The organism is Noviherbaspirillum aerium (assembly GCF_008929045.1).
Lineage (GTDB): Bacteria > Pseudomonadota > Gammaproteobacteria > Burkholderiales > Burkholderiaceae_D > Noviherbaspirillum > Noviherbaspirillum aerium.
In genome coordinates, this window is the sequence record NZ_VFAH01000036.1 from 1 (window position 1) to 21,171 (window position 21,171).

At 61.4% G+C, this 21,171-nt stretch carries 17 protein-coding genes and 1 riboswitch; of the genes, 10 read left to right on the forward strand and 7 right to left on the reverse strand.

Annotated elements, in window-relative coordinates:
* A partial coding sequence (sdhC, locus tag FH061_RS27830) for a succinate dehydrogenase, cytochrome b556 subunit (protein WP_151639094.1) occupies positions 1-311 on the reverse strand: 311 nt, incomplete at its 3' end.
* Between the two features lie 151 nt (positions 312-462).
* Here sdhC and FH061_RS27835 point away from each other — a divergent pair.
* The 3 genes from FH061_RS27835 to FH061_RS27845 all read left to right on the forward strand — a co-directional run bounded on the left by FH061_RS27835 (position 463) and on the right by FH061_RS27845 (position 3,906).
* Positions 463-1,380: a LysR family transcriptional regulator gene (locus FH061_RS27835; protein WP_151639095.1), complete on the forward strand. Its 918-nt coding sequence runs from the start codon at positions 463-465 to the stop codon at positions 1,378-1,380.
* Between the two features lie 158 nt (positions 1,381-1,538).
* A complete protein-coding gene (gene uidB / locus FH061_RS27840; protein ID WP_151639096.1) occupies positions 1,539-2,900 on the forward strand; it encodes a glucuronide transporter in 1,362 nt (453 codons plus the stop codon).
* 112 nt (positions 2,901-3,012) lie between these two features.
* Positions 3,013-3,906, forward strand: a complete 894-nt coding sequence (locus FH061_RS27845) for a LysR substrate-binding domain-containing protein (RefSeq protein WP_151639097.1) — start codon at positions 3,013-3,015, stop codon at positions 3,904-3,906.
* A gap of 226 nt (positions 3,907-4,132) precedes the next feature.
* Here FH061_RS27845 and FH061_RS27850 read toward each other — a convergent pair whose 3' ends face one another.
* Entirely contained in the window at positions 4,133-4,681 is a 549-nt protein-coding gene (locus tag FH061_RS27850; protein WP_151639098.1) for a CHRD domain-containing protein, read from the reverse strand.
* Between the two features lie 656 nt (positions 4,682-5,337).
* Between FH061_RS27850 and FH061_RS27855 the strand changes: the two genes are divergently transcribed.
* Complete coding sequence (locus tag FH061_RS27855) at positions 5,338-5,580, forward strand: hypothetical protein (protein WP_151639099.1); 243 nt, start codon at positions 5,338-5,340, stop codon at positions 5,578-5,580.
* A gap of 179 nt (positions 5,581-5,759) precedes the next feature.
* Here the strand turns inward: FH061_RS27855 and FH061_RS27860 are convergent, their stop codons facing one another.
* Both FH061_RS27860 and FH061_RS30755 read right to left on the reverse strand, forming a co-directional pair.
* Positions 5,760-6,986, reverse strand: coding sequence for a S8 family peptidase (locus tag FH061_RS27860; protein ID WP_192805292.1), 1,227 nt, complete (start codon positions 6,984-6,986; stop codon positions 5,760-5,762).
* Positions 6,987-7,258: 272 nt separating this feature from the next.
* The gene (locus FH061_RS30755) at positions 7,259-7,411 is read right to left on the reverse strand and encodes a hypothetical protein (protein ID WP_192805293.1); all 153 of its coding nucleotides are present in this window, start codon (positions 7,409-7,411) and stop codon (positions 7,259-7,261) included.
* A 22-nt stretch (positions 7,412-7,433) separates the two neighbouring features.
* Between FH061_RS30755 and FH061_RS27865 the strand changes: the two genes are divergently transcribed.
* Positions 7,434-8,399, forward strand: a complete 966-nt coding sequence (locus FH061_RS27865; protein ID WP_151639101.1) for a sulfite exporter TauE/SafE family protein — start codon at positions 7,434-7,436, stop codon at positions 8,397-8,399.
* Positions 8,400-8,653: 254 nt separating this feature from the next.
* On the opposite strand, the gene FH061_RS27870 is transcribed toward FH061_RS27865, so the two are convergent.
* A complete protein-coding gene (locus FH061_RS27870; protein WP_151639102.1) occupies positions 8,654-9,520 on the reverse strand; it encodes an EI24 domain-containing protein in 867 nt (288 codons plus the stop codon).
* Positions 9,521-9,873: 353 nt separating this feature from the next.
* Here FH061_RS27870 and FH061_RS27875 point away from each other — a divergent pair, with 353 nt between their 5' ends.
* Positions 9,874-10,293, forward strand: a complete 420-nt coding sequence (locus tag FH061_RS27875) for a hypothetical protein (RefSeq protein ID WP_151639103.1) — start codon at positions 9,874-9,876, stop codon at positions 10,291-10,293.
* A 154-nt stretch (positions 10,294-10,447) separates the two neighbouring features.
* On the opposite strand, the gene FH061_RS27880 is transcribed toward FH061_RS27875, so the two are convergent.
* Together FH061_RS27880 and FH061_RS27885 are read right to left on the reverse strand one after the other, a co-directional pair.
* Positions 10,448-11,287, reverse strand: coding sequence for a peptidylprolyl isomerase (locus FH061_RS27880; protein WP_151639104.1), 840 nt, complete (start codon positions 11,285-11,287; stop codon positions 10,448-10,450).
* Positions 11,288-11,485: 198 nt separating this feature from the next.
* Positions 11,486-13,945, reverse strand: a complete 2,460-nt coding sequence (locus FH061_RS27885; RefSeq protein WP_225984935.1) for a beta-glucosidase family protein — start codon at positions 13,943-13,945, stop codon at positions 11,486-11,488.
* A gap of 606 nt (positions 13,946-14,551) precedes the next feature.
* On the opposite strand from FH061_RS27885, the gene FH061_RS27890 reads away from it, so the two are divergent.
* The 4 genes from FH061_RS27890 to FH061_RS27905 all read left to right on the forward strand — a co-directional run bounded on the left by FH061_RS27890 (position 14,552) and on the right by FH061_RS27905 (position 21,078).
* Complete coding sequence (locus FH061_RS27890) at positions 14,552-15,544, forward strand: LacI family DNA-binding transcriptional regulator (protein WP_151639105.1); 993 nt, start codon at positions 14,552-14,554, stop codon at positions 15,542-15,544.
* Between the two features lie 177 nt (positions 15,545-15,721).
* A riboswitch (cobalamin riboswitch) is annotated at positions 15,722-15,943 on the forward strand.
* Between the two features lie 108 nt (positions 15,944-16,051).
* Positions 16,052-16,699: a MotA/TolQ/ExbB proton channel family protein gene (locus FH061_RS27895; RefSeq protein ID WP_151639106.1), complete on the forward strand. Its 648-nt coding sequence runs from the start codon at positions 16,052-16,054 to the stop codon at positions 16,697-16,699.
* 10 nt (positions 16,700-16,709) lie between these two features.
* Positions 16,710-17,033 carry a DUF2149 domain-containing protein gene (locus FH061_RS27900; protein WP_225984936.1) on the forward strand — a complete coding sequence of 108 codons (324 nt, stop codon included), beginning with the start codon at positions 16,710-16,712 and terminating at the stop codon, positions 17,031-17,033.
* Positions 17,020-21,078: a cobaltochelatase subunit CobN gene (locus tag FH061_RS27905; protein ID WP_151639108.1), complete on the forward strand. Its 4,059-nt coding sequence runs from the start codon at positions 17,020-17,022 to the stop codon at positions 21,076-21,078. The genes FH061_RS27900 and FH061_RS27905 overlap by 14 nt, the downstream gene beginning before the upstream one ends.
* Positions 21,079-21,171 lie beyond the last annotated feature (93 nt).

The following is a 21,171-nucleotide window of genomic DNA, read 5'->3' on the forward strand; positions in this document are numbered from 1 at the left end:
CCGATGTGGAAATCCATGCCGAGGTGGCGCAGGCCGGCGAAGAAATGGTGCAGGTAGGCCCAGACCAGGCCGAGGATGACGAGCTTGACGAACCAGCCGGAGGTGAAGCCCTTGAGGTACTCGAAGGAGATCTCGGAGGTGAGGCTTCTGTCGAGCAGGTACAGGATGAACGGCAGGAGCAGGAACAGGGCTGCGCCGCTGATGCGGTGCAGGATGGATAGATAGGCTGCCAGTGGCAACCGGTAGTGCGCAATGTCCGCAAAGGTCATGACGCCATACTTTTGCCGATTTTTCTTTACGGCTTCCGACATGTAAAAACCTCCAAAGCTGATGGGCTGGCTCTTGGCTTGCTGCTCCCGCGAGGAGGCAGTGCTTGGGCAAATAAACGTTATTGTGAGGCTTTGCCGTTATACTGTCCAATATCTTGCACGTCTGCCTGAAAGACTTTCTGCATATACCACCATGGAATTACGCCACATCCGTTACTTCCTTGCCGTCGCCCAGGAGGGCAATGTCACCCGGGCGGCGGAGAAGCTCGGCATCGGCCAGCCGCCACTGAGCCAGCAGATTCTCGCGCTCGAACGCGAAATGGGCGTCCAGCTTTTCCGGCGCACCGGACATGGCGTTGCGCTGACCGAAGCCGGCGAATCGCTGCTTGCCGATGCAAAGCGCCTGCTCGACGACGCCGAGCTCGCCGTGCTCAACGCCCAGCGGGCAGGGCGCGGCGAGACCGGCCGCCTGAACCTGGGATTCACCGCATCGGCGGCCTACAACCCCGCGGTGCCGGCGCTGATCCGGGCATTCCGCAACGCCTATCCCGGTGTCGGTCTCAGCCTGACCGAGGGAAATACGTCCCAGTTGCTGACCCATCTCGAAGAGGGCCGCCTCGACCTCGCATTCCTGCGTTCGGGCGGGCATACCTTTGCCGGCGTATCGCTCTACCAGATCGAAAACGAGCGGATGAAGATCGTCCTGCCGGTCAAGCATCCGCTGGCGGCGAGGAAAAAGCTGTCGCTCTCGGCGCTGGCCGGAGAATCGTTTGTGCTGATCCCGCGCGAGGCCAGTCCGACCCTGCATGATGAAATCGTATCCGCATGCCGCCAGGCAGGCTTCGAGCCCACGCTCGGCCAGCAGGCGCCGCAGCTATCGTCTGTTGTCAGCCTGGTATCGGCGGAGTTCGGCGTTTCCATCGTGCCGGCATCAGTCAGCCAGATCCAGGCGGAAGGCGTGGTCTATGTCGACATCGGCGGCATGGGCGTGAAAACGCGGCTGGCGCTGGCATCGCGTGAAAGCGATACCTCGGCGAAGACCGCGAATTTCCTCGCGGTGGTGAAGCAGGCGCGGGGAGGGCATGCTTCGGCGGTGGCGAAGGATCACTGAGCGGGTATCCGGAATTGATGGCAACGCGTCAATGCGATCAACTCAGGCCCAGCCAAAGGGATTCATGCACGGCTGCCCGGCTACAATGTCCTCGTATAAATAGAAGTCCCCCTTGTCCAAATAAAAATTCCTGCGGCGTTAACGCCCGGGCTTGTTCAATGTCGAGAACACCAACACCTCTGGGATGGAAGCCGATCGTCGGCTACGGCCTTGGCGACATGGCCAACAGCCTCGTCTTTTCCATGGGGATGTTGTTCCTGCTGAATTACTACACGGACGTTGCTGGCATCGGTGCGGCCGCGGCCGGAACACTGCTGATGGGCGTAAGAATCTACGACGCCGTGATGGATATCGTTGTGGGACGATTGATCGACCGTGGCGGCAGGCCGCATCGATCCGGAAGATTTCGTCCCTATCTGTTGTGGGGTGCCATTCCACTGCTGGCATTGAATGTCGCCGTCTTCGCGGTGCCCGCAAGCTGGTCCGAAACCGGCAAGCTGGGCTATGCCCTGGTAACGTATATGCTTCTGGGCACCGCTTATTCCTTCGTCAATATTCCCTACGGTTCGCTGGCAAGCGCCATGACGCAATCGCCGCGCGAGCGCTCCATGCTGGGTGCGGCCCGCGCATTGATGGGAACTTCTGCGATCATCCTGCTGGCCTTCGTGCTGGGACCGGGCTTGCGCGGTTTGCAGGGCGAGGCGCTGCAAACCCGGCTGATGCATTTCACGCTCGGCCTGGCAGTGGTCGGCGTGTTTTGCTACGCCATTTGTTTTGCGACGACAAGCGAGGTGGTGGAAAGGGACGCCCGGCATCCGACATTAAGGGAAAGCTTGTCGACGCTTCTGTCGAACATGCCCTTGCAGCTGCTCTGCATTGCCGGATTCCTCACTCTTGCCGGCGTGAGCTGCATGGGAGCGTCGGCCATTTATTTCGCCCGCTATGTATTGGGCGACACGAAACACTTCCTGAGCATCATCCTCTTCACCACCGCCTGCGGCATGGCGGTTTCCATACCCCTGGCCCCGCTCCTGGCCGCCCGTTATGGAAAGACAAGGACCTTTCAGTCCGGCCTGGCGCTTGCCGCCGCGGCGCACCTGTACCTCTTCTGGATACCGGCAAGCAGCCGGGTCGCGATATATGCGTTGCTCGCGATCGCTTCGACAGGAACGATGCTGGCGATGGCCATCTTCTGGGCGCTGGAAAGCGATTCTGTGGAATATGGCGAATGGCGGACGGGAAGGCGCCTTGAGGGGCTGAACTATTCCCTCTTTTCTCTTGCCCGCAAATGCGGACAGGCGCTCGGCGGATCCATTCCGGCCTTCCTGCTGGCGGGAAGCGCCTATGTGCCGAACATGGCGACCCAGCATCCTGCGGCCCTGCAAACGATCCGCCTTGGCGTGACACTGGCGCCGGCCGTTGCCTTCCTGGCGGCCTTTGTCGTGATGCTGTTTTATCCCTTGTCGGATCGGCGCTATCTGGAATTGATCAGGGAAATCAGAATGCGCAGGCAGCAATAATCTTGGCTATGCATGAACGACATAAAGGACCATATTGACGCAATGGTGGTATCCGGTCGACCGATGGCCGAGCCATCGATCAAATTCTGAAGGCATTCTGGAGCTTATTGAATTGGAAACAAGGACTCTCAGCAATTTCATAGTCGTGGCGGAGGAAAAGAGCCTGCGTCGCGCGGCAGTGCGCCTGCATATGACCCAGCCGGCCCTGTCGAGGCAGATTCAGGCGCTGGAGGAGGAAATCGGCGTTCCTCTATTCATGCGCAATACCAGCGGCATGGAGATCACGCCTGCGGGGGAGTCCTTGCTGCACCACGCCCGCAACATCAAGACCGAAATCGAACTGGCGAAGAGAAACGCCTTCCTTACCAGCAAGGAGAAGCGGCAGAAGCTTGAGATTGGAGTGGGCAGTTCCACCGTGTTCAATATCGTCCCCGAGGTGCTGGAGCAATTTTCCCGGCTTCATCCGAATGTCGACCTGGTCCTGCATACGGCCAACGAGGAGGAGCATATCGAAGCCCTGCGACAAGGGAAAATCCTGATTGCCTTTTCGCGCGGCGTCCACGGCACGCCGAGGCAGAATGCAGCGGATATCGCGGTCGAGGAGGTGCTGTCGGAGCCCATGCTGATCGCCCTGCACAAGGATCATCCCCTGAGCAGTCGGGACCGCATCGGCATCAGTGATCTGCGCGATCAATTGCTGATCGGCGGACCCGACCCGTCCTATGACGAGCAGTGTCTTCAGCAATGGGGATTCATGCCGAGGGTGGAAAAGAGGGCTACCGATCTGATGAACGCACTGACGCTGGTGGGATGCGGCTACGGGATATGCGCGGCGCCGGCTTCCATGGAGTCGCTGCAAATCCGGAACGTGGTGTACAGGCCCTTCCTGGAGGGAAGGCAGTCTCCGTTCCGCGTGCGCTGTCTCTATGGCAAGCATGAAAAATCTCCCTGGCTTCCGATCCTGCTTGAAGTGATAAGCGCCTACCGTGCCGCGCATTCTCAATAGGGAACGATGCCTGCGGTGCTCTGCGTACTGTCCGTGCGCTTGCGCTCCGCTCCTCAATGCGACAACCGATCGCGACGCTTATCAAACGCAGTCTGGAGCGGACAGGGAAAGACCGGGAAGCAGCGAGGCTGCAAAGATATGCTGCGACGGGCGCAATGACTTGCAAACATGCATGGGCGCGAGAATGCCTCGCGCCCATGTGCCGGTTCTTAAACTGCAGACTAGCTTACTTTTTTTCGTGAGTATGATCCTGAGTATCTACGAGCTGGCCGCGAATGGCGCCATTCGGAAACTCGGAGTTGTGAACGTTGACGTAGAAGTTCATCGGGTTTTTCAGGATACGCTGGACGATGCCGACTTCACCGGTCGGAAACTTGCCGGCTTCGCCTTCCGTGAGACAGTCGGCCGCCTGTCCATTCTGCGGCCAGGCAAGGTTGGCCACCACAGGCCCGTTGGTGCCGCGCGTGCCTTCATGGATGTGGGCAGCCCGGCCGTTCCCGGGAGCCTGGTCCAGTTCGGCCACGTTTCTTACGTCCAGCAATGCATAGCAGAGCGTCTTCGGATCATCGTCAATGCCGAACACGTAAGCCTTGCCGCGCCCATTCGGGTCCCCGACGATTGCCTTGTTGGAGCCGTCCGCGGGTACCTCTTCAAGCCCATTGAGTTCGGCCTGCAGTACGACATTCACATGGCCGGCCGCAGCGTGCGGCGCCCAGGCGGCCAGTGACAACAAGCCAATTGACGCAATTGATGAAAATCCACGAAGCGCTTTCATAGTCTCTTCCTTTTGAAGTTGTTGAATGCCCGCACGTCAGCCCGGTGTGCCTTCTTCACCGATGTGGTGGTATTTGCTATTGGATATCTCAAAAGCCTATTGCACAGAAGAATGCGGGAGTGACAGCGTATGAAGACGAACACGAACACTGTCTAGGACATTTTGATGAAAATCTCGTGGAACGTTCAGGGAGAGAGGGTGCTTTGTTGATTGAGCTCAAAACGCCCTTCCAGAAGGAAAAGATGAGTGAGACCCTAAGTTGCTTCACGATTCAGGAATTTTCGACCACTATTGACACCATCGGCATGCAGATGAAATCTGCCAGGCAAAAGCCAAAGTTGAGAGTGCGTTAAGGCTTTTAAATATGCTAAAGCGAAGCCATTCATTATTGACATAGACAAATTATGTATGCGCAGCACTAAGCCTCAAGTTGCGGCATGCAAAATGGATAGGAATATTTTGGCAAGGCGGGGCAAAAATCCGTTGCCGCACTCCGGACAAGAATTACGCATATACCGCGTCAACACGGTTTCGCCAGATCGTCGGCAATAAATTTCCGTATCGCCCACCAGGCAGTGTTTGCCAAGCTGCGGCACGCTCCGGAGATTAATGATTGCTTGCGCCTTCAAAGACGCACGCGCTAAGCCTGGGCATTCATGGATACAGAAGCTTTGGGTCCGGATTGCTGCGGCGACTTATCCATCGGAAGCCATCCGAATCAGACAAGCTATTCCGCCTCGCGCAATGAGGCATTGGAACAGCCCGAGGCCAAGACCCGCGCCGCGAGCCAGGGCGTCGAGCTGAGCTATATGCCGCCGGAAGCGCTGGACAGCCTGGTGAAGAAGGAACTGAATTACTGGGGCGGCGTAATCAAGAAGGCGAACATTACCCTCGACTGAAGCGGGACCGGCAAGGATCGGACGGAAAGTCCGATCCGCCGCCGCCCGTTTTTCGGGTTGAACAAGCCGCCCAGGATCTGCAGCCAGGCCGTCGATGCCAACCGTTATGCGAGACCCGAGGGACCGACAGTCACGCTGCCAGCGCGGAGCGGATTTCGGAGGCATCCTTTGGATAGTCCCTAGAATCCGCCGACCTGAATCAAGCTGATGGCGCGGCCATCCTTGCTGCCGGTTCCGGTGGAGACGGCATAGGTACGTAGAGCGGCTTCTACCTGGGCGGGTGTGGCCGCCGTGTTGCGCGACAAGAACAAGGCAGCCGCTCCGGCGACATGCGGTGCCGCCATCGAGGTGCCCGACATCGTCGCGGTGCCCCCGCCGGCGCGGGTCGACACGATATTAACGCCCGGCGCCCAGACATTGACGCACTGGCCGTAATTGCTCCACGACGGTTCGCGGTTGTACTGGTCGATCGCGGCTGTCGTCACAATACCGTTATCCAGCCCGCCATCATTGAAACCGGCCCGTGCCGGCGAGACGTTGCAAGCGTTGACGCCGCTGTTGCCGGCAGCCACCGAGTAAAACACCCGGCTGGCCACCGAACGCCGCACGGCGTCATCCAGTGCCTGGCTTGCGCCGCCGCCCAGGCTCATGTTGGCCACCGCGGGCTTGACCGCATTGGCCGTGACCCAGTCCACCGCCTTGATAATGGCCGACGTGCTGCCGCTGCCTGCGCAGTCAAGCACCTTCAAGCCATACAGGCGCGCCCCCGGTGCCACGCCCACCACCGCGGATGTATTGTCGCGTGCGGCGATGCTGCCCGCGACATGCGTTCCATGACCGTTGCAATCGGTGTTGTTGGTATCGATGAAATTGAGATGGGCCACCAGATTCAAGTCCGAATGGGCCGCAATGCCGGTGTCGATCACATATACATTGACGTTTGATACCGCGCCGCTGCCGTTGCCGGCCAGCGTCGAGCTGCGGTCGGCCTCGATCCGGTCAATCCCCCAGGGCATGCTCTGGGCATCGATCTTGACCGGTTGATCAGGCTCGATATACGCAACGGTCGGCTCCGCACGCAGCGCCTCGACCTGGTCCGGCGTCAAGTCGACCGCAAAACCCTTGGCCGCATGACTGAAAACATGCTTCGACTTGAAGCGGTGCAGGTTTTCAAGGCGCTGGACCGAGCCCAGCACGCCGCGATCGAGATAAGCCCAGGAGTCCGGATTCGCGGCCGAACGCTCGTCAGCGCGCGCGTTGCCCCTGAACTGATGGAATGGCGTTGCTTCGTGCAATACCACGATCATTGGCGCAGTGGATGCGCGTGGTGCTCCGATCGCCATTGTGGCGGGAATGGCCAAGGACAAGCCAAGGACGACGGAAACGGGATGGAAAAAGATGTGCATGACAGGGAGTCTTCCTTTGGCTGCAAGGCTGCGCCGGCAGACCCGATTGATCATGCCCGCGACAGCACCTGATGTTGCTTTTGGGAAATATACTACCTGTCTTTGACGGAATCTTTCAATGGTGTAAATGTAACAAAGCGTTTTGGCGGCTTAATGGTGAAGACGGAGATCTAGACGAAGCAAGGCACATGAAATTATCTGCTTGAAAACTGGCATCTTTAAACGTTGCACCTGTTCGCACGACACCCCGCTACGGGCGGAACCCTTACCTTTCACCAAGGTGCTTTTAATTCGATGTGGATTTGAAAACTATTTCCAACAAGAACCGTCGGTGCACTGTCTTTATTCGTTTTTTGTATATGAATAGGAGTTTTTATTACTTCTTCTTTCGCCGCCAATCCCTTACCTTCGCTTTTCTTACTCAAAAGCAGTTTGTAAAGGAAGCAGATGAAACTTTATCGGAAAGCCGTTCTGGCAACAGGCGCGGTGTCGGAAGCCCGACGGCCCCCGCCGACGGCTGTTGCCGTTGCTTCTTCTCCCTTCGCCATACGGCTTGCCGTCGGTTTCACTTACCTGGTCCTGCTCACTTTGTCGGTGTTTGTCGTCAGCCGATTCCTGCTGATGAATGATGCAGCCACGGCGACTTCCCTGATTCAGCAAACCCTGTCGGACAAGATGTTCTGGAGCGCGGTAGCGGTCGGCCTGCTGGCGCAGGTCATTGATGGCGCGCTGGGCATGGCCTATGGCGTGACATCGACAACATTCCTGTTGAGCGCGGGAGCATCTCCTGCAGCGGCAAGCGCAAGCGTGCATATTGCCGAAGTCTTCACCACCGGCGTCTCCGGCATAGCTCATGCGAAGATGGGCAACATCAATAAATCGCTTTTCCTGCGTTTGCTGATTCCGGGGATGATCGGCGCCGTACTTGGCGCAGTCGTTGTCACCCAATTGGATGGCAAGGCATTGAAGCCCTTCATTTCAGCGTATCTGCTCATCATGGGCGTGTATCTTCTCTCCAAGGCCTGGCGCAAGATCGCCATACGCACGGAAGAACCCAGGCATGTCGGCAAGCTTGCCCTCTTTGGCGGTTTTGTTGATGCCGTCGGCGGCGGCGGATGGGGACCTGTCGTCACGACCTCGCTGGTCGGCTCCGGCAATGATCCGCGCACGACAATCGGCTCGGTCAACTTTGCCGAGTTCTTCCTTGCCCTCGCCGGCGCAGCTTCGTTCACACTGATGGTGGGAACCGGCGTATGGGTACTGGTGCTTGGCCTGGTTATCGGCGGACTGTTCGCCGCTCCGTTTGCAGCACTCGTGACCAAACGTCTGCAGACCCGGACCCTGTTGATACTGGTCGGTACATTGATCAGTATTGTCAGCCTGTTCAACTTATACAAAGCGCTTGCCGGGTAACGCCGATCGGGATGCAATGCGAAAGCAGCTTCGTCATGACCTCCATGCCGGCAGGTTTGGTCAGGTCATGACGGTCTGGCCGCCCGCAAGGGAACGCGGGCTGTCAATGTGCTGGCCGGTCCGGTACCTGAATGCATGAATACATGAATACTGCCGCCATGCATCACAAGCAGTTGCCGGACCGGCGCTGGAGACACGGCCTTGCAGCACGCAAAACCACGATTGCATGGCCGACGGCGACATGCAGCAACGATTCACACGACCGGAGCCGTCGAACGCAGCCTGATCAGTGCCCTCATGCAGAGATGGCAGACACTCGCACCAAGGACAGCCGGAATAAACAGTCCGGCCAGCGGTATGAGCAGCAGTCCCGCCACCACCACGCCCAGTAACAGCATGGGTGCACGCATCGTCTTCACAATGGTGCGCCGCTCTTCCGCCGTGGCGAGATCTTCCAATGCATCATTCATCAGGCTGCGCACGTTGAGATAACTTGCCAATAGGAAGAACAGGATTCCACCAATCACGGGAATGATCAGCAGCAAGAGGCCTGCGCACAGAACGGATAACAGCTTCAACGCGGAAAACACATCGACACCAAAACCTGCTTTTCCGCCGGGAGACAACGAGGGATAGTGCTTGAGACATTGCCCTTGCACCCGGCTCATGAGGAAAAGCTCCAGATACAGTCGCATGCTGAGCATGACAAGCAGGAGAAAACTTCCGGCGATCACCAACAGCTTCACGACGCTTCCCAATGGCGTCGAGATCCACCCAGCCGCCTTCCCGGAGAGGGGCGCAGCATTGCTTGCTGCCGCTGCCGCTGCCGCTGCCGCTTTCTGCCCGCTTCCCGCAAGATCAGGCCAGACCAGCGTAAGCAGCCCATTCATTACCCACTTCACTGCGATGTCCGTCAGTGCCCATATTTCGCTACGCCATACGATCAAGACGATCAGCCAGACACCAAACGCGACAACGCCAGCCAATATCGACATCAATGCCAGCCGGGGCCGCATGCCATCGCGCAGGCCCAGAGCCAGGCTCGCTCCGACTTCAGGAATCGCCTCTACCGGTCGACGCATTGAGAGGTGAGGATGTTTGTTCAATCCGGATGTTTCCATGGCGACTTTCCAAGAGGCTTGCGTGGACAGCAACTGTCCGGTTTTCAGAGGTAATCGCAGTGAGTGTACGGAAGAATCGGTTTGTCTTGGGATGCAGGGCCGGAAGAACGACCGGGAAGGCGGCGGAAGCTTGAAGGCTTGCGTTACATGAGATCGTTCCACGACGGGGGCCTGCTACCGAGTGCGGTCGATAGGCCATGACATCGACATGTCGAGTGCGCCTGAGATGCCGAAGATATCGGCGGCAATCCCCTTTCCTCGGCATGAAGACGAACTACTCTGTCTTCCGTACTGTCCTAACGATAAGATCGCTTATCGGGTGGAAGGAAGCCGCCATGGCAACGAAGAATTGGATGTCATTGCTCCTGCTGTTTCCATTGTTTGGCTGCGGAGGAGGGGAAGTGGGAATCGGCATCGGTGTGGGCGCGGACTCGGCGCCGGCGTCCCATCCGTTTATCGCCTGGACCGGAAACAGTAGCGGCGATCGAGTAGTCGATGCCACCAACGATGCATTTGCGTTTTATGCCGACACCGGCTGCCTGTATAACTTCCGCACTGGCCTTGAGAACCGGCAGTTCTGTTTGAGCACGCCGCAAGGCGGCGTGCGCTATGGTGGCCTTGCCATGCGAATCGTGAATGCCCTCTCCACCAACGGGGCATGCATATCGGTCCTGGTCGAAGAATCTACCGCCAGCTTCGTCGATATCGAAGTCGATGCCTATGGCCGCGAAGTGGTGGCGGTGACCAGCGTGAGGCCGGCGCCCTGTGCCTGAACGCGCTGCTTGAAATACGTCTTGCAGGCGCCGCCCGCAGGGACGGTGAACCTCACGCGGCACACAAAGATGATGTGTTGCAATAACGTGATCTACCTTCAAGCCAGTTGCCGGCCTGCGCCTCAAATCTCTCCAATCGCGCTTTCGATGTCGTTCAGTATTCGACCTTCGCTTTTGAGCGAAGCCCATCGATCATTGTCTTCAGCGCCTGCTCCTCGGCCTGCCTTTTAAGCAGGGGCTTCATCTCGTCGAAGGAGGGCACCTTGAGCGGCCGCGTCTCTTCAAGCTTGATCACGTGATAGCCGAATTCGGTCTTGACCGGCGTGCCGGTGTATTTGCCCGGCTTCAATGAGGTGACGGCTTGCGCGAATGGCTTGGCGAATTTTCCAGGAACGGACCAGCCAAGATCGCCTCCATTGTCCCTGGTGCCGGGGTCAATCGAATCCCTGGCCAGTTCCTCGAAAGCCGCGCCCTTGTCGAGGCGGGCGATGATTGCCCTGGCTTCCTTGTCGCTGCGCAGCAGCACATGCCGGATCTTGTAATCGGTATTGCCGCCCTTGGCGCGCTGGGCCTGGTATTCGGCCTTCAGGTCGGCATCGCTGACGGGATGCTTTCTGAGGTAGTCCTCGATATAGGCGCGGATGATGACGGTTTGCCCGGCCGCCTCGGCCTGGGCCATGATGCGCTGCCTTTCCGTCTCCGCGCGCGCCGCGACGTCCGGTTTCTTGTCGATGCCGGCCTTGCGCGCTTCCTGCGATAACAGCTCGCGCCTGATGAGTTCTTCCCGCACCTGGTCCTTCAGCTCCGCACCCGCGGGCATGCCGTGTGCCTTGGCCTGCGCGATGAAGACATCAGCCGTGGCCTGGGAGACGCGACTGCCGTTGACCGTCAGGAATTCCGATTCCGCCGCTTGCGCGGAATACATCAGGACGCCGCTCAGAAGCGCCGCGCATCCTGTTTTCACCGAGTTCACCAATGTCACCGAGGTTTGCATAGTTCCTTTTCCATACACTGCACGCAGCATCGCCGTCCCTGCATGTGCGTCATGCAGGGACGGCTCCTGCCTTCTTCTTCCGATCGATTGCCTGCGCGGCTCGATCACGACATGACATGAAGAAGCTTGTCGTGATCGGGAAGCCGCGGATGGCCGGACTGGATCAGGTACCAGTCCGCATTGCCGCCAGCCGCCGCCTTACCGGGTGAAGGTCCCCGCAGCCTGCAGATTGGACGACGAGTTGCCGACATGGACCGTATAGGTTCCCGAGGGAATGACGAAACGCTTCGCGGTCTTGTCGTAGATGCTCAACGGATGATTGGTCGCATTCGGGTCAATCGTGATCGTCACCTCCTTCGAAGCCCCGGGTGCCACCGCCACTTTCTGGAAACCGACCAGGCGCTTCCTGGGCTGTCCCGCCGCAGGCACCGTCAGATACACCTGGACCACCTCGGCGCCGTTCACGGTTCCGGTATTGCGCACCGTCGTCTTCACCGAATACGCGGAGCTGGTCGTGGTCACGCTCGGCGATGCGATTTCAAAGGTGGTGTAGGACAAGCCATGGCCGAAGGCGAACGCCGGCGTGACATTATTCGCGTCATACCACCGGTAGCCCATATTGAGGCCCTCGGCGTAGTTGACGGTCGGCTGTCCTGCCGCGTTGTTGACGCCCGGGAATTGATTGACGCTGATGTTGTTCAGGAATCCGCGCCCGGCGAACGGGAAGGTCACGGGCAGCTTGCCCGAGGGATTCTTCACGCCGAACAGCAGATCGGCCACGATATGGCCATCCTCCTGGCCCGGGAACCATGTCTCTAGGATGGCGGGACCGGCACTTCCCACCAGCGCGGGATCCATCGCCACGCCGGCATTGTCCTTCAGGACCAGGGCGGTCTTGCCTGTCATCGGCCTGGAGGTGGTGGACGTCGCGGACATGATGTCCTTGATCATGGCCACCGTATTGCTGTTGCCGGCCTTGTTGCTGTTTTCCACCGAGATGGCGCTCGGCCGCGCAACATACCAGTCGAGGCCGTCGCCGACGGCGGTCATGGAGCCGGTCACCGTGACGCCCTGTCCGGTGGTGAAGGATGCGCGGTCCGCGCCCTCTTCGGCAATGGTGCCTGCCATGATGACGACGGCATCGGCGCCGGCTGCGGCATTGAGCGCCGCCGCATAGCTCGTCGCGGTGCCATCGATCGAAGCGCCCTGGTTGGCGTCGTCGATCAGCACCAGCCTGACCGTCGCCGATGCATTGCCGAGGCCGCGCAGCACGTTGCGAATGCCCTCGACCGGAGCGACGGTATAGGTCGGCACGACATCCGAACTGCCGCCGCCAGCGCCCATCGGCTGGCCGACCATGACGCCGCCGGCCACTGCCTGGCGTGCATACACCTGGGATGCCTTGCCGATCACCACCACGTCGCGCACCGTCGGCGCGAACGGCAATACCTTGTTGTCATTCTGCAGAAGCACCGCCGACTCGACGCCGATCGCGCGCGCCTTGGCGCCGCCGGCCGCATAGTCGATCGGTGTCTGGACGATCTTGCGGTCGAAGATGCCGAGCTTGAACATCTGCGTGTAGCGGCGCTTGAGCGCAGTGTCGATATCCGACACCTTGATTTCTCCCGCAGTCAGCGCGGCATTCAGGAGGTTCGGCGCCCATTGCAAGGGCATCGGCATCAGGTGATCGAGGCCGGCGAGCAGGGTCGGCGATGTCGTCTTGGTGGCGAAGAAGTCCGACTGCACATAGCCCTTGAATCCCCACTGGTTGCGCAGCACATCCGTCAGCAGGTACTTGTTCTCGCAGGATTGCTGGCCATTGACGTAATTGTAGGCACACATGATCGATGCCACCTGGCCATCCTTGACGGTCATCTCGAAAGGCAGCAGGTACAGCTCGTGCAGTACCTGTTCATCGACGATGGTGTCGAGCGTATTGCGGTTGGTTTCCTGCTCATTCGCCGCATAATGCTTGGCCATGGCGATGACGCCCTTGTTCTGCACGGCCCGGGTTTCGGCGACGGCCATCACGCCGGTCAGGTAGGGATCTTCGCCGAAGTATTCGAAATTGCGTCCGAGGACGGGGATGCGCGCGAGGTTCACGCCAGGCGCTTCGAACACGTGCAGCGCGAGGTTGTTCGCTTCGGTGCCGATGACTTCTCCGAATTGGGTGGCGACGGCGGGGTCGAACGAGGCGGCCACGCCCATCGCCGACGGCAGCGCGGTGGCCTTGGCGGAAGAGGGATGCGTATAGGCGGCGGTAGGATTGGGCGCCTTTGCCAGCTCCAGGCTGACGCAGTCGTTCTGTCCGATGCCGACCGGACCGTTCGTGATGCGCAGTGTCGGAATTTCCAGCTCGGCGATTCCGGTGACATGTCGCGCGCCGAAACATTCCGGCAATTCCGGAACGACGCCAGGCACGCTGCCCACCAGCTGCTGCTGCTTCTGCTGCAGGCTCATCGCGGCAACCAGCAGGTCGGCGCGCTGCTCGGGAGGCAGTTCCTTGCTCATCCACGGCTTCACCGTCGGTGCGTTGGGCGGCGCCTGCGATACCGTGGAGTCGCCGCCGCTCCCGCCGCATGCGGCAAGCATTACGGAGGCGATTGCCGACGCCATCACCGCAAATTTGAATTCATTGACCTGCTTTGCTCTTCTCATTTCAGTCTCCTTGTGGAATGCCTTCTCATGTCGGCATGGATTTGTTGATGCCTGAATGGACCATCATTAACTTTTGCTTAACCAGTCGTGCCTCACGACGCCTCATTTCGCCGATTAAAACAACGCTTCCGCGAGCGGCGGACGTGAGTCTTCAGCACGCCGGCACTCAGGCACTCAGGCACTCAGGCCTAAGGCGGCGCGGATTTTCCGCTCCTTTAATGAGGAGCCGGGCCTTAATCTCTGCATTAATCAATCAGGCAGGCCGCAACGCCGCTAAAGCAGGGGAAAACCCCCGCTTTAAGACGTAGTGTTGCCGGATATCGAGTTAAACGCTTTCCTTCCTGGGCGCGGCTGCAGGTCTCCTGCGATGCGCTCTGCGCATCAGTATTGTGATGAATTGGTTTTGCAGTTCAGATTCTTAAGCAGAAAGGAAGGCGTGTCTATTGATTAAATTTTATAGGGCGATGCCGGCGCGGCATCGCCATTGCGCCGGCGCGCATTCGTACGATATTGTTCCGGAATTGCGCCCGCATGACTGCGTGGCTGCGGTTTATCGATACCAAGCGCATTTTGGATGCATGACGATCCGCGCACTTCCATTGAGTTATGAAAAGACAAGCGCCCACGGTTTACGATGTCGCCAAAGAGGCTGGCGTTTCGATTGCGACCGTCTCCAAGTTCCTCAACGGCGTGCAGCGCTTTTCGCCTGCGGTCGAACTCACAATCAGCAAGGTGGTCGCTAGACTGGGCTACCGCTCCAACGAACTGGCCCGCTCGATGGTGACTGGCGAAACGAGAACCATTGGTGTCGCCATACTCGATATCGACAATCCGCATTTCACTGCGGTGGTCAAGGGCGCGAACCGCGTCGCACTGGAGAAGGGCTACACCCTGCTGCTTGTGGACACCGAGGAAAACCAGGGCCGCGAACTCCAGCTCCTGGATGCCTTGAGCCGCCGCGTCGATGGCCTGATCATCAGTTCGCGCATGCCGGAATCCGACATCAGGAAAGTCATTGATTGCGGCAAGCCCATCGTATTGCTCGGCAAGCCTGATTCCGTCCCTATTCCATGCGTATTGAGCGACGGCCGGCGCGGCGGATTCATGCTTGCGGAACACCTTGTCAATCAAGGGCACAAGAGCATTGCGTATCTGGGTTTTCCGCAGTCCCGCTGGAATCTGGATCGGATGAACGGCATACAGGAATGTCTTCAAGGGCATGGCCTGTCGCTGCAGTGCCATGGCGTCCGCGCGCCGTTTGCTTCGGAGGGCGAGCGCATCTGCTCCGCCATCATGCTTGGCGCGTCGCATCCCGACGCCTTGATCTGCTATAACGATCTGCTGGCGATGGGCTTCATGAAGGAGGCCCAGTCGCTGGGTTTCGGCATACCTGCGGACATATCGGTGGCGGGCTTCGACAATATTCCTTATGCCGGGTATGTATCCCCGTCGCTGACGTCGGTTGATCTGCACAGCGAAGGAATGGGGGAAATGGCGATGAACAAACTGCTGGCGCTGTTGACAGGCAAAGCCATGGACAACGATCAGGTCCTTGCGCCGCATCTCGTGGTGCGTGCTTCCACCCGCACCAGGCGATAGCGCGCGATCGCCGTCACCCGACTGACGATGCCGGAAGATTTGCCGGCTGCACTGCAGTGCACTGCGCAGGGACGCCTGGTTCCTTGCATGTCTCCTCGCCACGCCTTTGATCGCCGCTGACATTCCCCGCGGCCCCGCATCTTTTCCCGAAAACTCTTGCGTGCGCCAATCCTCTGTAAAATACGCGCACGCAAAGGTGTCCTCCGGCTGATCGGCCGGAAGCTGAAACGGGAAGCCGGTGAAGGGCGGGACGACTCTCTCTCCATTCCGGCGCAGCCCCCGCTGCTGTAAGCCTGACGACGCCGTTCACCCGCCACTGTGCATGCTGTCCGCACGGGAAGGCAAGAACGGCCGAGGATGAAGGCGAGCCAGAAGACCGGCCTTGCGCTGTTGTGGCATCCGGCCCGGGGAGGGGCCGGGTCCATGTATCCGCCCTTTATGTTCCAGGCACCGGTTACCCATGCCGCCGCTCAGCGGCATGCGTGCTGCCGCCATCAGGAGATGACCATGTTCGACCTCGGCACCGAGTTCGCGGTGCGTTCCATTGAAACGCTGCTGTATTCCATTTCGACCCTGCTGTACCTGCCTGTCCTGCTGGCCGTGGTGGTGCTGGTGCTGTACCTGCTCAGCTATGCCGGGGCTTTCATGCGTGAATGGCGGGAACGGCGGCGCGGCATCCGCGGCCTGGTGGTGCATGCCGAGGCGGCCATGGCGGCAGCTTCGGCGGCCAGCATGCAGGCGGATGCGCAGCCGGCGCTGGATGCCCGGCTCGAACGCATCGTCCAGCAGGCCGAAGCCACGGGCCTGCGCCGCCTGGAAGCGGTGCGCTTCGCGGTGCGCGTCGGCCCGGCGCTCGGCCTGATGGGCACGCTCATCCCGATGGGCATTTCCCTGGCCGGCCTGGCCCAGGGCAACCTGCCGAAAATGGCGGAGAGCATGGTGACCGCCTTCACTGCAACCGTGGTGGGCCTGGCCTGCAGCGTGGTGGCTTATCTGCTTGCCATTGCGCGCGAACACTGGCTGCGCGCCGACATGACGGACATCGCCTACACCGCGGAAACCGTACTGGCGCGGCATGGGCAGGGCGCCGCGAGCCAGACCGAAAACCGCGCCGAAAACCGCACCGCAAATCCGACTGAAGTCGCAGGAGGCTGAGATGCGCTACATGCAACGACACCGCCGCATTGCCGACGGCTCGACCGATGATCCGCTGTCCGGCGTGGCCAACCTGTTCGATGCCAGCATCGTCTTCATCGTCGCCATGATGCTGGCCCTGTTCTCCGCCTGGAACATGCTCGACCTGCTCGATCCGGATTCCGAGGTCACCATCTCCAAGAAAAGCGCGGACGGCAAGGTCGAGATCCTGACCAAGAAGGGCGCGGAGATCAAGGTCAGCCGCGTGAGCGACCAGCCGCTTTCCGGCGCCGGCAAGCGCCTTGGCACCGCCTATCAGCTACCCGACGGAAAGGTTGTCTATGTTCCGGAATAAGAATTGGCTGAACTGGTTTTCCGCGCTGCTGGCGGGCATGCTGTGGTGCCTCACGGCGCATGCGGCACCGACCGCTCCGACCTTGCCGACCTTGCCAACAGCGCCTCCGGGCCGCGCCATCGCGCTGGTGCTCGGCGACGTCGAATCGCGGCCGGCCGTGCTGGCGGTGCGGGCCTTGCAGGCGGAGCTGCAGGCGGCCGGCGCGACAGTGCGCATCCTGTCGGCCAGCCATGTGGGCAATGATGAACACCGGATGCTCGCCGATGCCGATGCCGTCGTGCTCAACGTGCTCGGCCAGCAGCTGGTGCAAGCCATCATGCCCGAGCTGCAGGCGCTGCAGCGCAGGGGGCGGCCGGTGTACGCGGTGGGAAATCCGCCGGACCAGGCCTTGCGTTCGCTGGGCGTGCGGGAAGATGCGGCGGTGCTTGCCTATCACCGCGCCGGCGGCGCCGACAACATGAACAGCCTGCTGCGCTATCTGCTGCGCGCGCATTTCGACGCCCGGCTTGCCGTGCCGCCGGTGCTGGCGATGCCCGAAACCGGGCTGTACGACGTGCAGGCCAACCGCATCGCCGGCAGCTTTGACGATTACCTGAGCAGCTACGCGCGCTATCGGAAAGATGCCCCCTGGATCGGCGTGATGTTCTACCGGGCCAGCCTGGTGGCGGGACAGACGCTGCCGCTGGCCGCCATCGTCGCCAGCCTGGAAGCGCAGGGGTACAACGTGCTGCCGGCGTTCGGCTATCCCTATGACGTGCCGCTGCGCTTTTTCCTGGACGGGCAGGGCAGTTCGCGCATCGATGCGCTGGTGGCCCTGGGCATGAAGGTCGGCGGCACCGGCGCGACCGGCGCCATGCTGGAACGCATCGGCGTGCCGGCCATCAATGCCATCACCCTGAGCCAGCAGACGGCGGCGCAGTGGCAGGCATCGAAAGTGGGACTCGACATCATCGAACGTACCTGGCAGCTGGCCGGCGCCGAGCTCGCGGGGCTGGTGCAGCCCACCGTGGTGGCCAGCCGCGAACGCGTCACCGATGCGCAGACCGGCCTGGCCTATGTCGAGGAAAGGCCGATCGCCGAGCGCGTCGACCGCCTGCGCGAACGCGTCGATGCCTGGCTGGCGCTGCGCAAGACGGCCAATGCCGACAAGCGCGTGGCGCTGCTTTACTTCAATTATCCGCACGGTTCCGAAACCATCGGCGCCGCGTACCTGAACGTGCTCCCGGAAAGCCTGTGGCAGATTGCCCGCCGCATGCAGGACGACGGCTATGCCACCGCCGATGACCATGGCGCGCTGCCCTCCGACAAGGCGGCCCTGCAGTCCGACATCCAGACCTGGGGCAGCTATCCCGGCAAGGATGCGGCCCAGTACCGGCAGGGCCTGGCGAAGCTGGCTGCGAGCGGGCAGGCGCTGCTGGTGCCGCTGGCCGACTACAGGCGCTGGTACGGTCAGTTGCCGGCCACGCTGCGCGGCGCGGTGGAAAAGGCCTGGGGCAGGCCGGAACAGGCGCCGACGCTATGGAAGGATGCCCAGGGCAAGCCGCATTTCGTGTTTCCCGCAAGGCGCTACGGCAAGCTGCTGCTGGCGCCGCAGCCGACCCGCGCCTGGGAACAGAACCTGGAAAAGCTGCACAACGACGTGACCTTGCCGCCGGGCCATGACTACATCGCCTTCTACCTGTGGCTGCAGCACGGCTACCGGGCGCATGCGGTCATCCATCTCGGCACCCACGGCACCCAGGAGTGGCTGACCGGCAAGGAGGCCGGCCTGGCCGCCGACGACGCCACCGAGGCGCTGATCGGCGCACTGCCCAATCTCTATCCCTACGTGATGGACGATGTCGGCGAAGGCCTGCAGGCCAAGCGGCGCGGCATGGCCACCATCCTCGACCACATGACGCCGCCGTTCGACATCGCCGGCCTCAATCCCGACCTGCGCGAACTCGGCGCGCTGCTCAACGACTACCGCGTCGCCGAGCAGAAGAGCCCGCTGCTGGCGCGCAGCCACCTGGCGGCGCTCAACCGGCTGGCCGGCAAGAGCGGCGTGCTCAAGGACATGGGACGCAAAAGCCTCGCTAGCGAAGCCGACATGGAAGCGCTGGAAGAATATTTGGATACCGTCACCGCCAAGCTCACGCCTTTCGGCCTGCATACCTTCGGCGTCGCGCCGGCTCCCGAGCTGCGCAGCGCCACCGCGCGCGCGGTGGCCAGCATGGATGCCAAGCTGCCGGCGGCCGAGCGGGATGCGCGCGTGGCCAGGCTGGAGCAGGACATCGTGGCCAGCGCCGCCCTGGAACTCGAGCGGCTGATGCAGGCGCTGGACGGCCGCTACATTCCGGCCGGGCCGGGCGCCGACCTGGTGCGCAATCCGGCGGCGCTCCCCACCGGGCGCAATTTCTACGGCCTCGATCCGAGCCGCATACCCAGCCGCACCACCTATGAGCAGGGCGCGAAGCTGGCGCAGCAGCTGGTCGATGACTACCGCGGTCGGCACGGGGTTTATCCCGACAAGCTGACCATCAACCTGTGGGGCGTCGAGACTTCCCGGCATGAGGGCATCATGGAAGCGCAGGTATTGTCGCTGCTCGGCGTGCGCCCGACCTGGGACGAACGCGGCCGCGTCAATGGCGTCGAGCCGATTTCCCGGCGCGAACTCGGCCGCCCGCGGGTGGATGTGACGATGGTCTCCTCCGGCCTGTTCCGCGACCTGTTCGCCAATGTGCTGACGCTGCTCGACCAGGCGACGCGGCTGGCCCAGCAGCAGGACGACAGCGACAATCCGCTGCGCATCCATACCCGCCGCACGGCCGCCATGCTGGAAAAGCGCGGAATGCCGGCGGACGAGGCGCAGCGCCTTGCCGCCACCCGCATCTTCGGACTGCCGTCCGGCGCCTACGGCACCAATATCGAGAAACTGATTCCGCTGACCAATGCCTGGCAGAACGAGCAGCAGGTGGCGGACGTGTTCATCAACCGCATGAGCCATCCCTTCGGCGGCGGGCGCTGGGGCGGGGACGGCGCGCAGGATGCACAGGCCGGGCAGTCCGGACCATCCGCCCTGGACGCCGATCTGCGGCGCGAGGTCTTCCGCCAGGCGCTGTCGGGCACGAAGATCGCCCTGCACAGCCGTTCCAGCAACCTGTTCGCCACCCTCGACAACGACGACTTCTTCCAGTACCTGGGCGGCACCGCGCTGGCCATCCGCAGCGTCGACGGCAAGACGCCGGAAGTCATGGTGAGCGACCTGTCGAATCCGCGCCGCCCGCGCCATGCGACCCTTGACAGCTACATGGGGCAGGAGCTGCAGAGCCGCTACCTCAATCCGCGCTGGGCCGACGGCATGCTGCGCGAAGGCTATGCCGGCGCGCGCTTCATCAACCGGGTGGTCGATTACCTGTGGGCATGGCAGGTGACGGTGCCGGACGTGGTCGATGCCACCAAGTGGCAGCGCATGTACGACACCTATGTGGCCGACCGCCACGGCCTGAAGGTGCGCGAGCGCTTCGCCCAGAGCGGCAACCTGCGGGCCTTTCAGGCGATTACCGACCGCATGCTGACCGCGATCGAGCGCGGCTACTGGAAGCCGGACGCGGCGGTGAAGGCGCGTCTGGAGCAGGAGAATGCGCGCGCGATCGCCGATGCGGGCGTATCCTGCAGCGCCAGTTCCTGCAGCCAGGCAAGCCTGAAGCAGGCGCCGCGTGCGGCCGTCCCGGCTGCGGGCCAGGCTCCGGGTCCGGCTGCCGCGCCCGAAGGAGCGGCGGACGCTGTTGCGCCGTTGCCGGCATCCGTCGCCGCCACTGCTGCGGCAACATCGCCGGTGGCGCCGCAGTCCCCGACACCGACACCTCCGACAGCGGCGGAACCCGCGCCGCCCGCGCCCGCACCCGCACCCGCACCGGCAAAGCCAGCGGAAGGCCAGCAGGTTTCGGGCTTCGAGATGCAGTCGATCGCCAACCTGACGCCGGAGCAGAAGACCATCGGCACCCTGGCGCTGCTGCTGGCGGCGGCGGCCCTGTTCGGCATCGGCTACCTGCGCCGGCGCTGATTTGCCGGCCCGGTCCGCAAGCGCCTGCGGACCGGGCTTTGAAACCATCGCCAAACGGCGCGATAATCTGCGCTTTAATGGCAATGGAAGCGA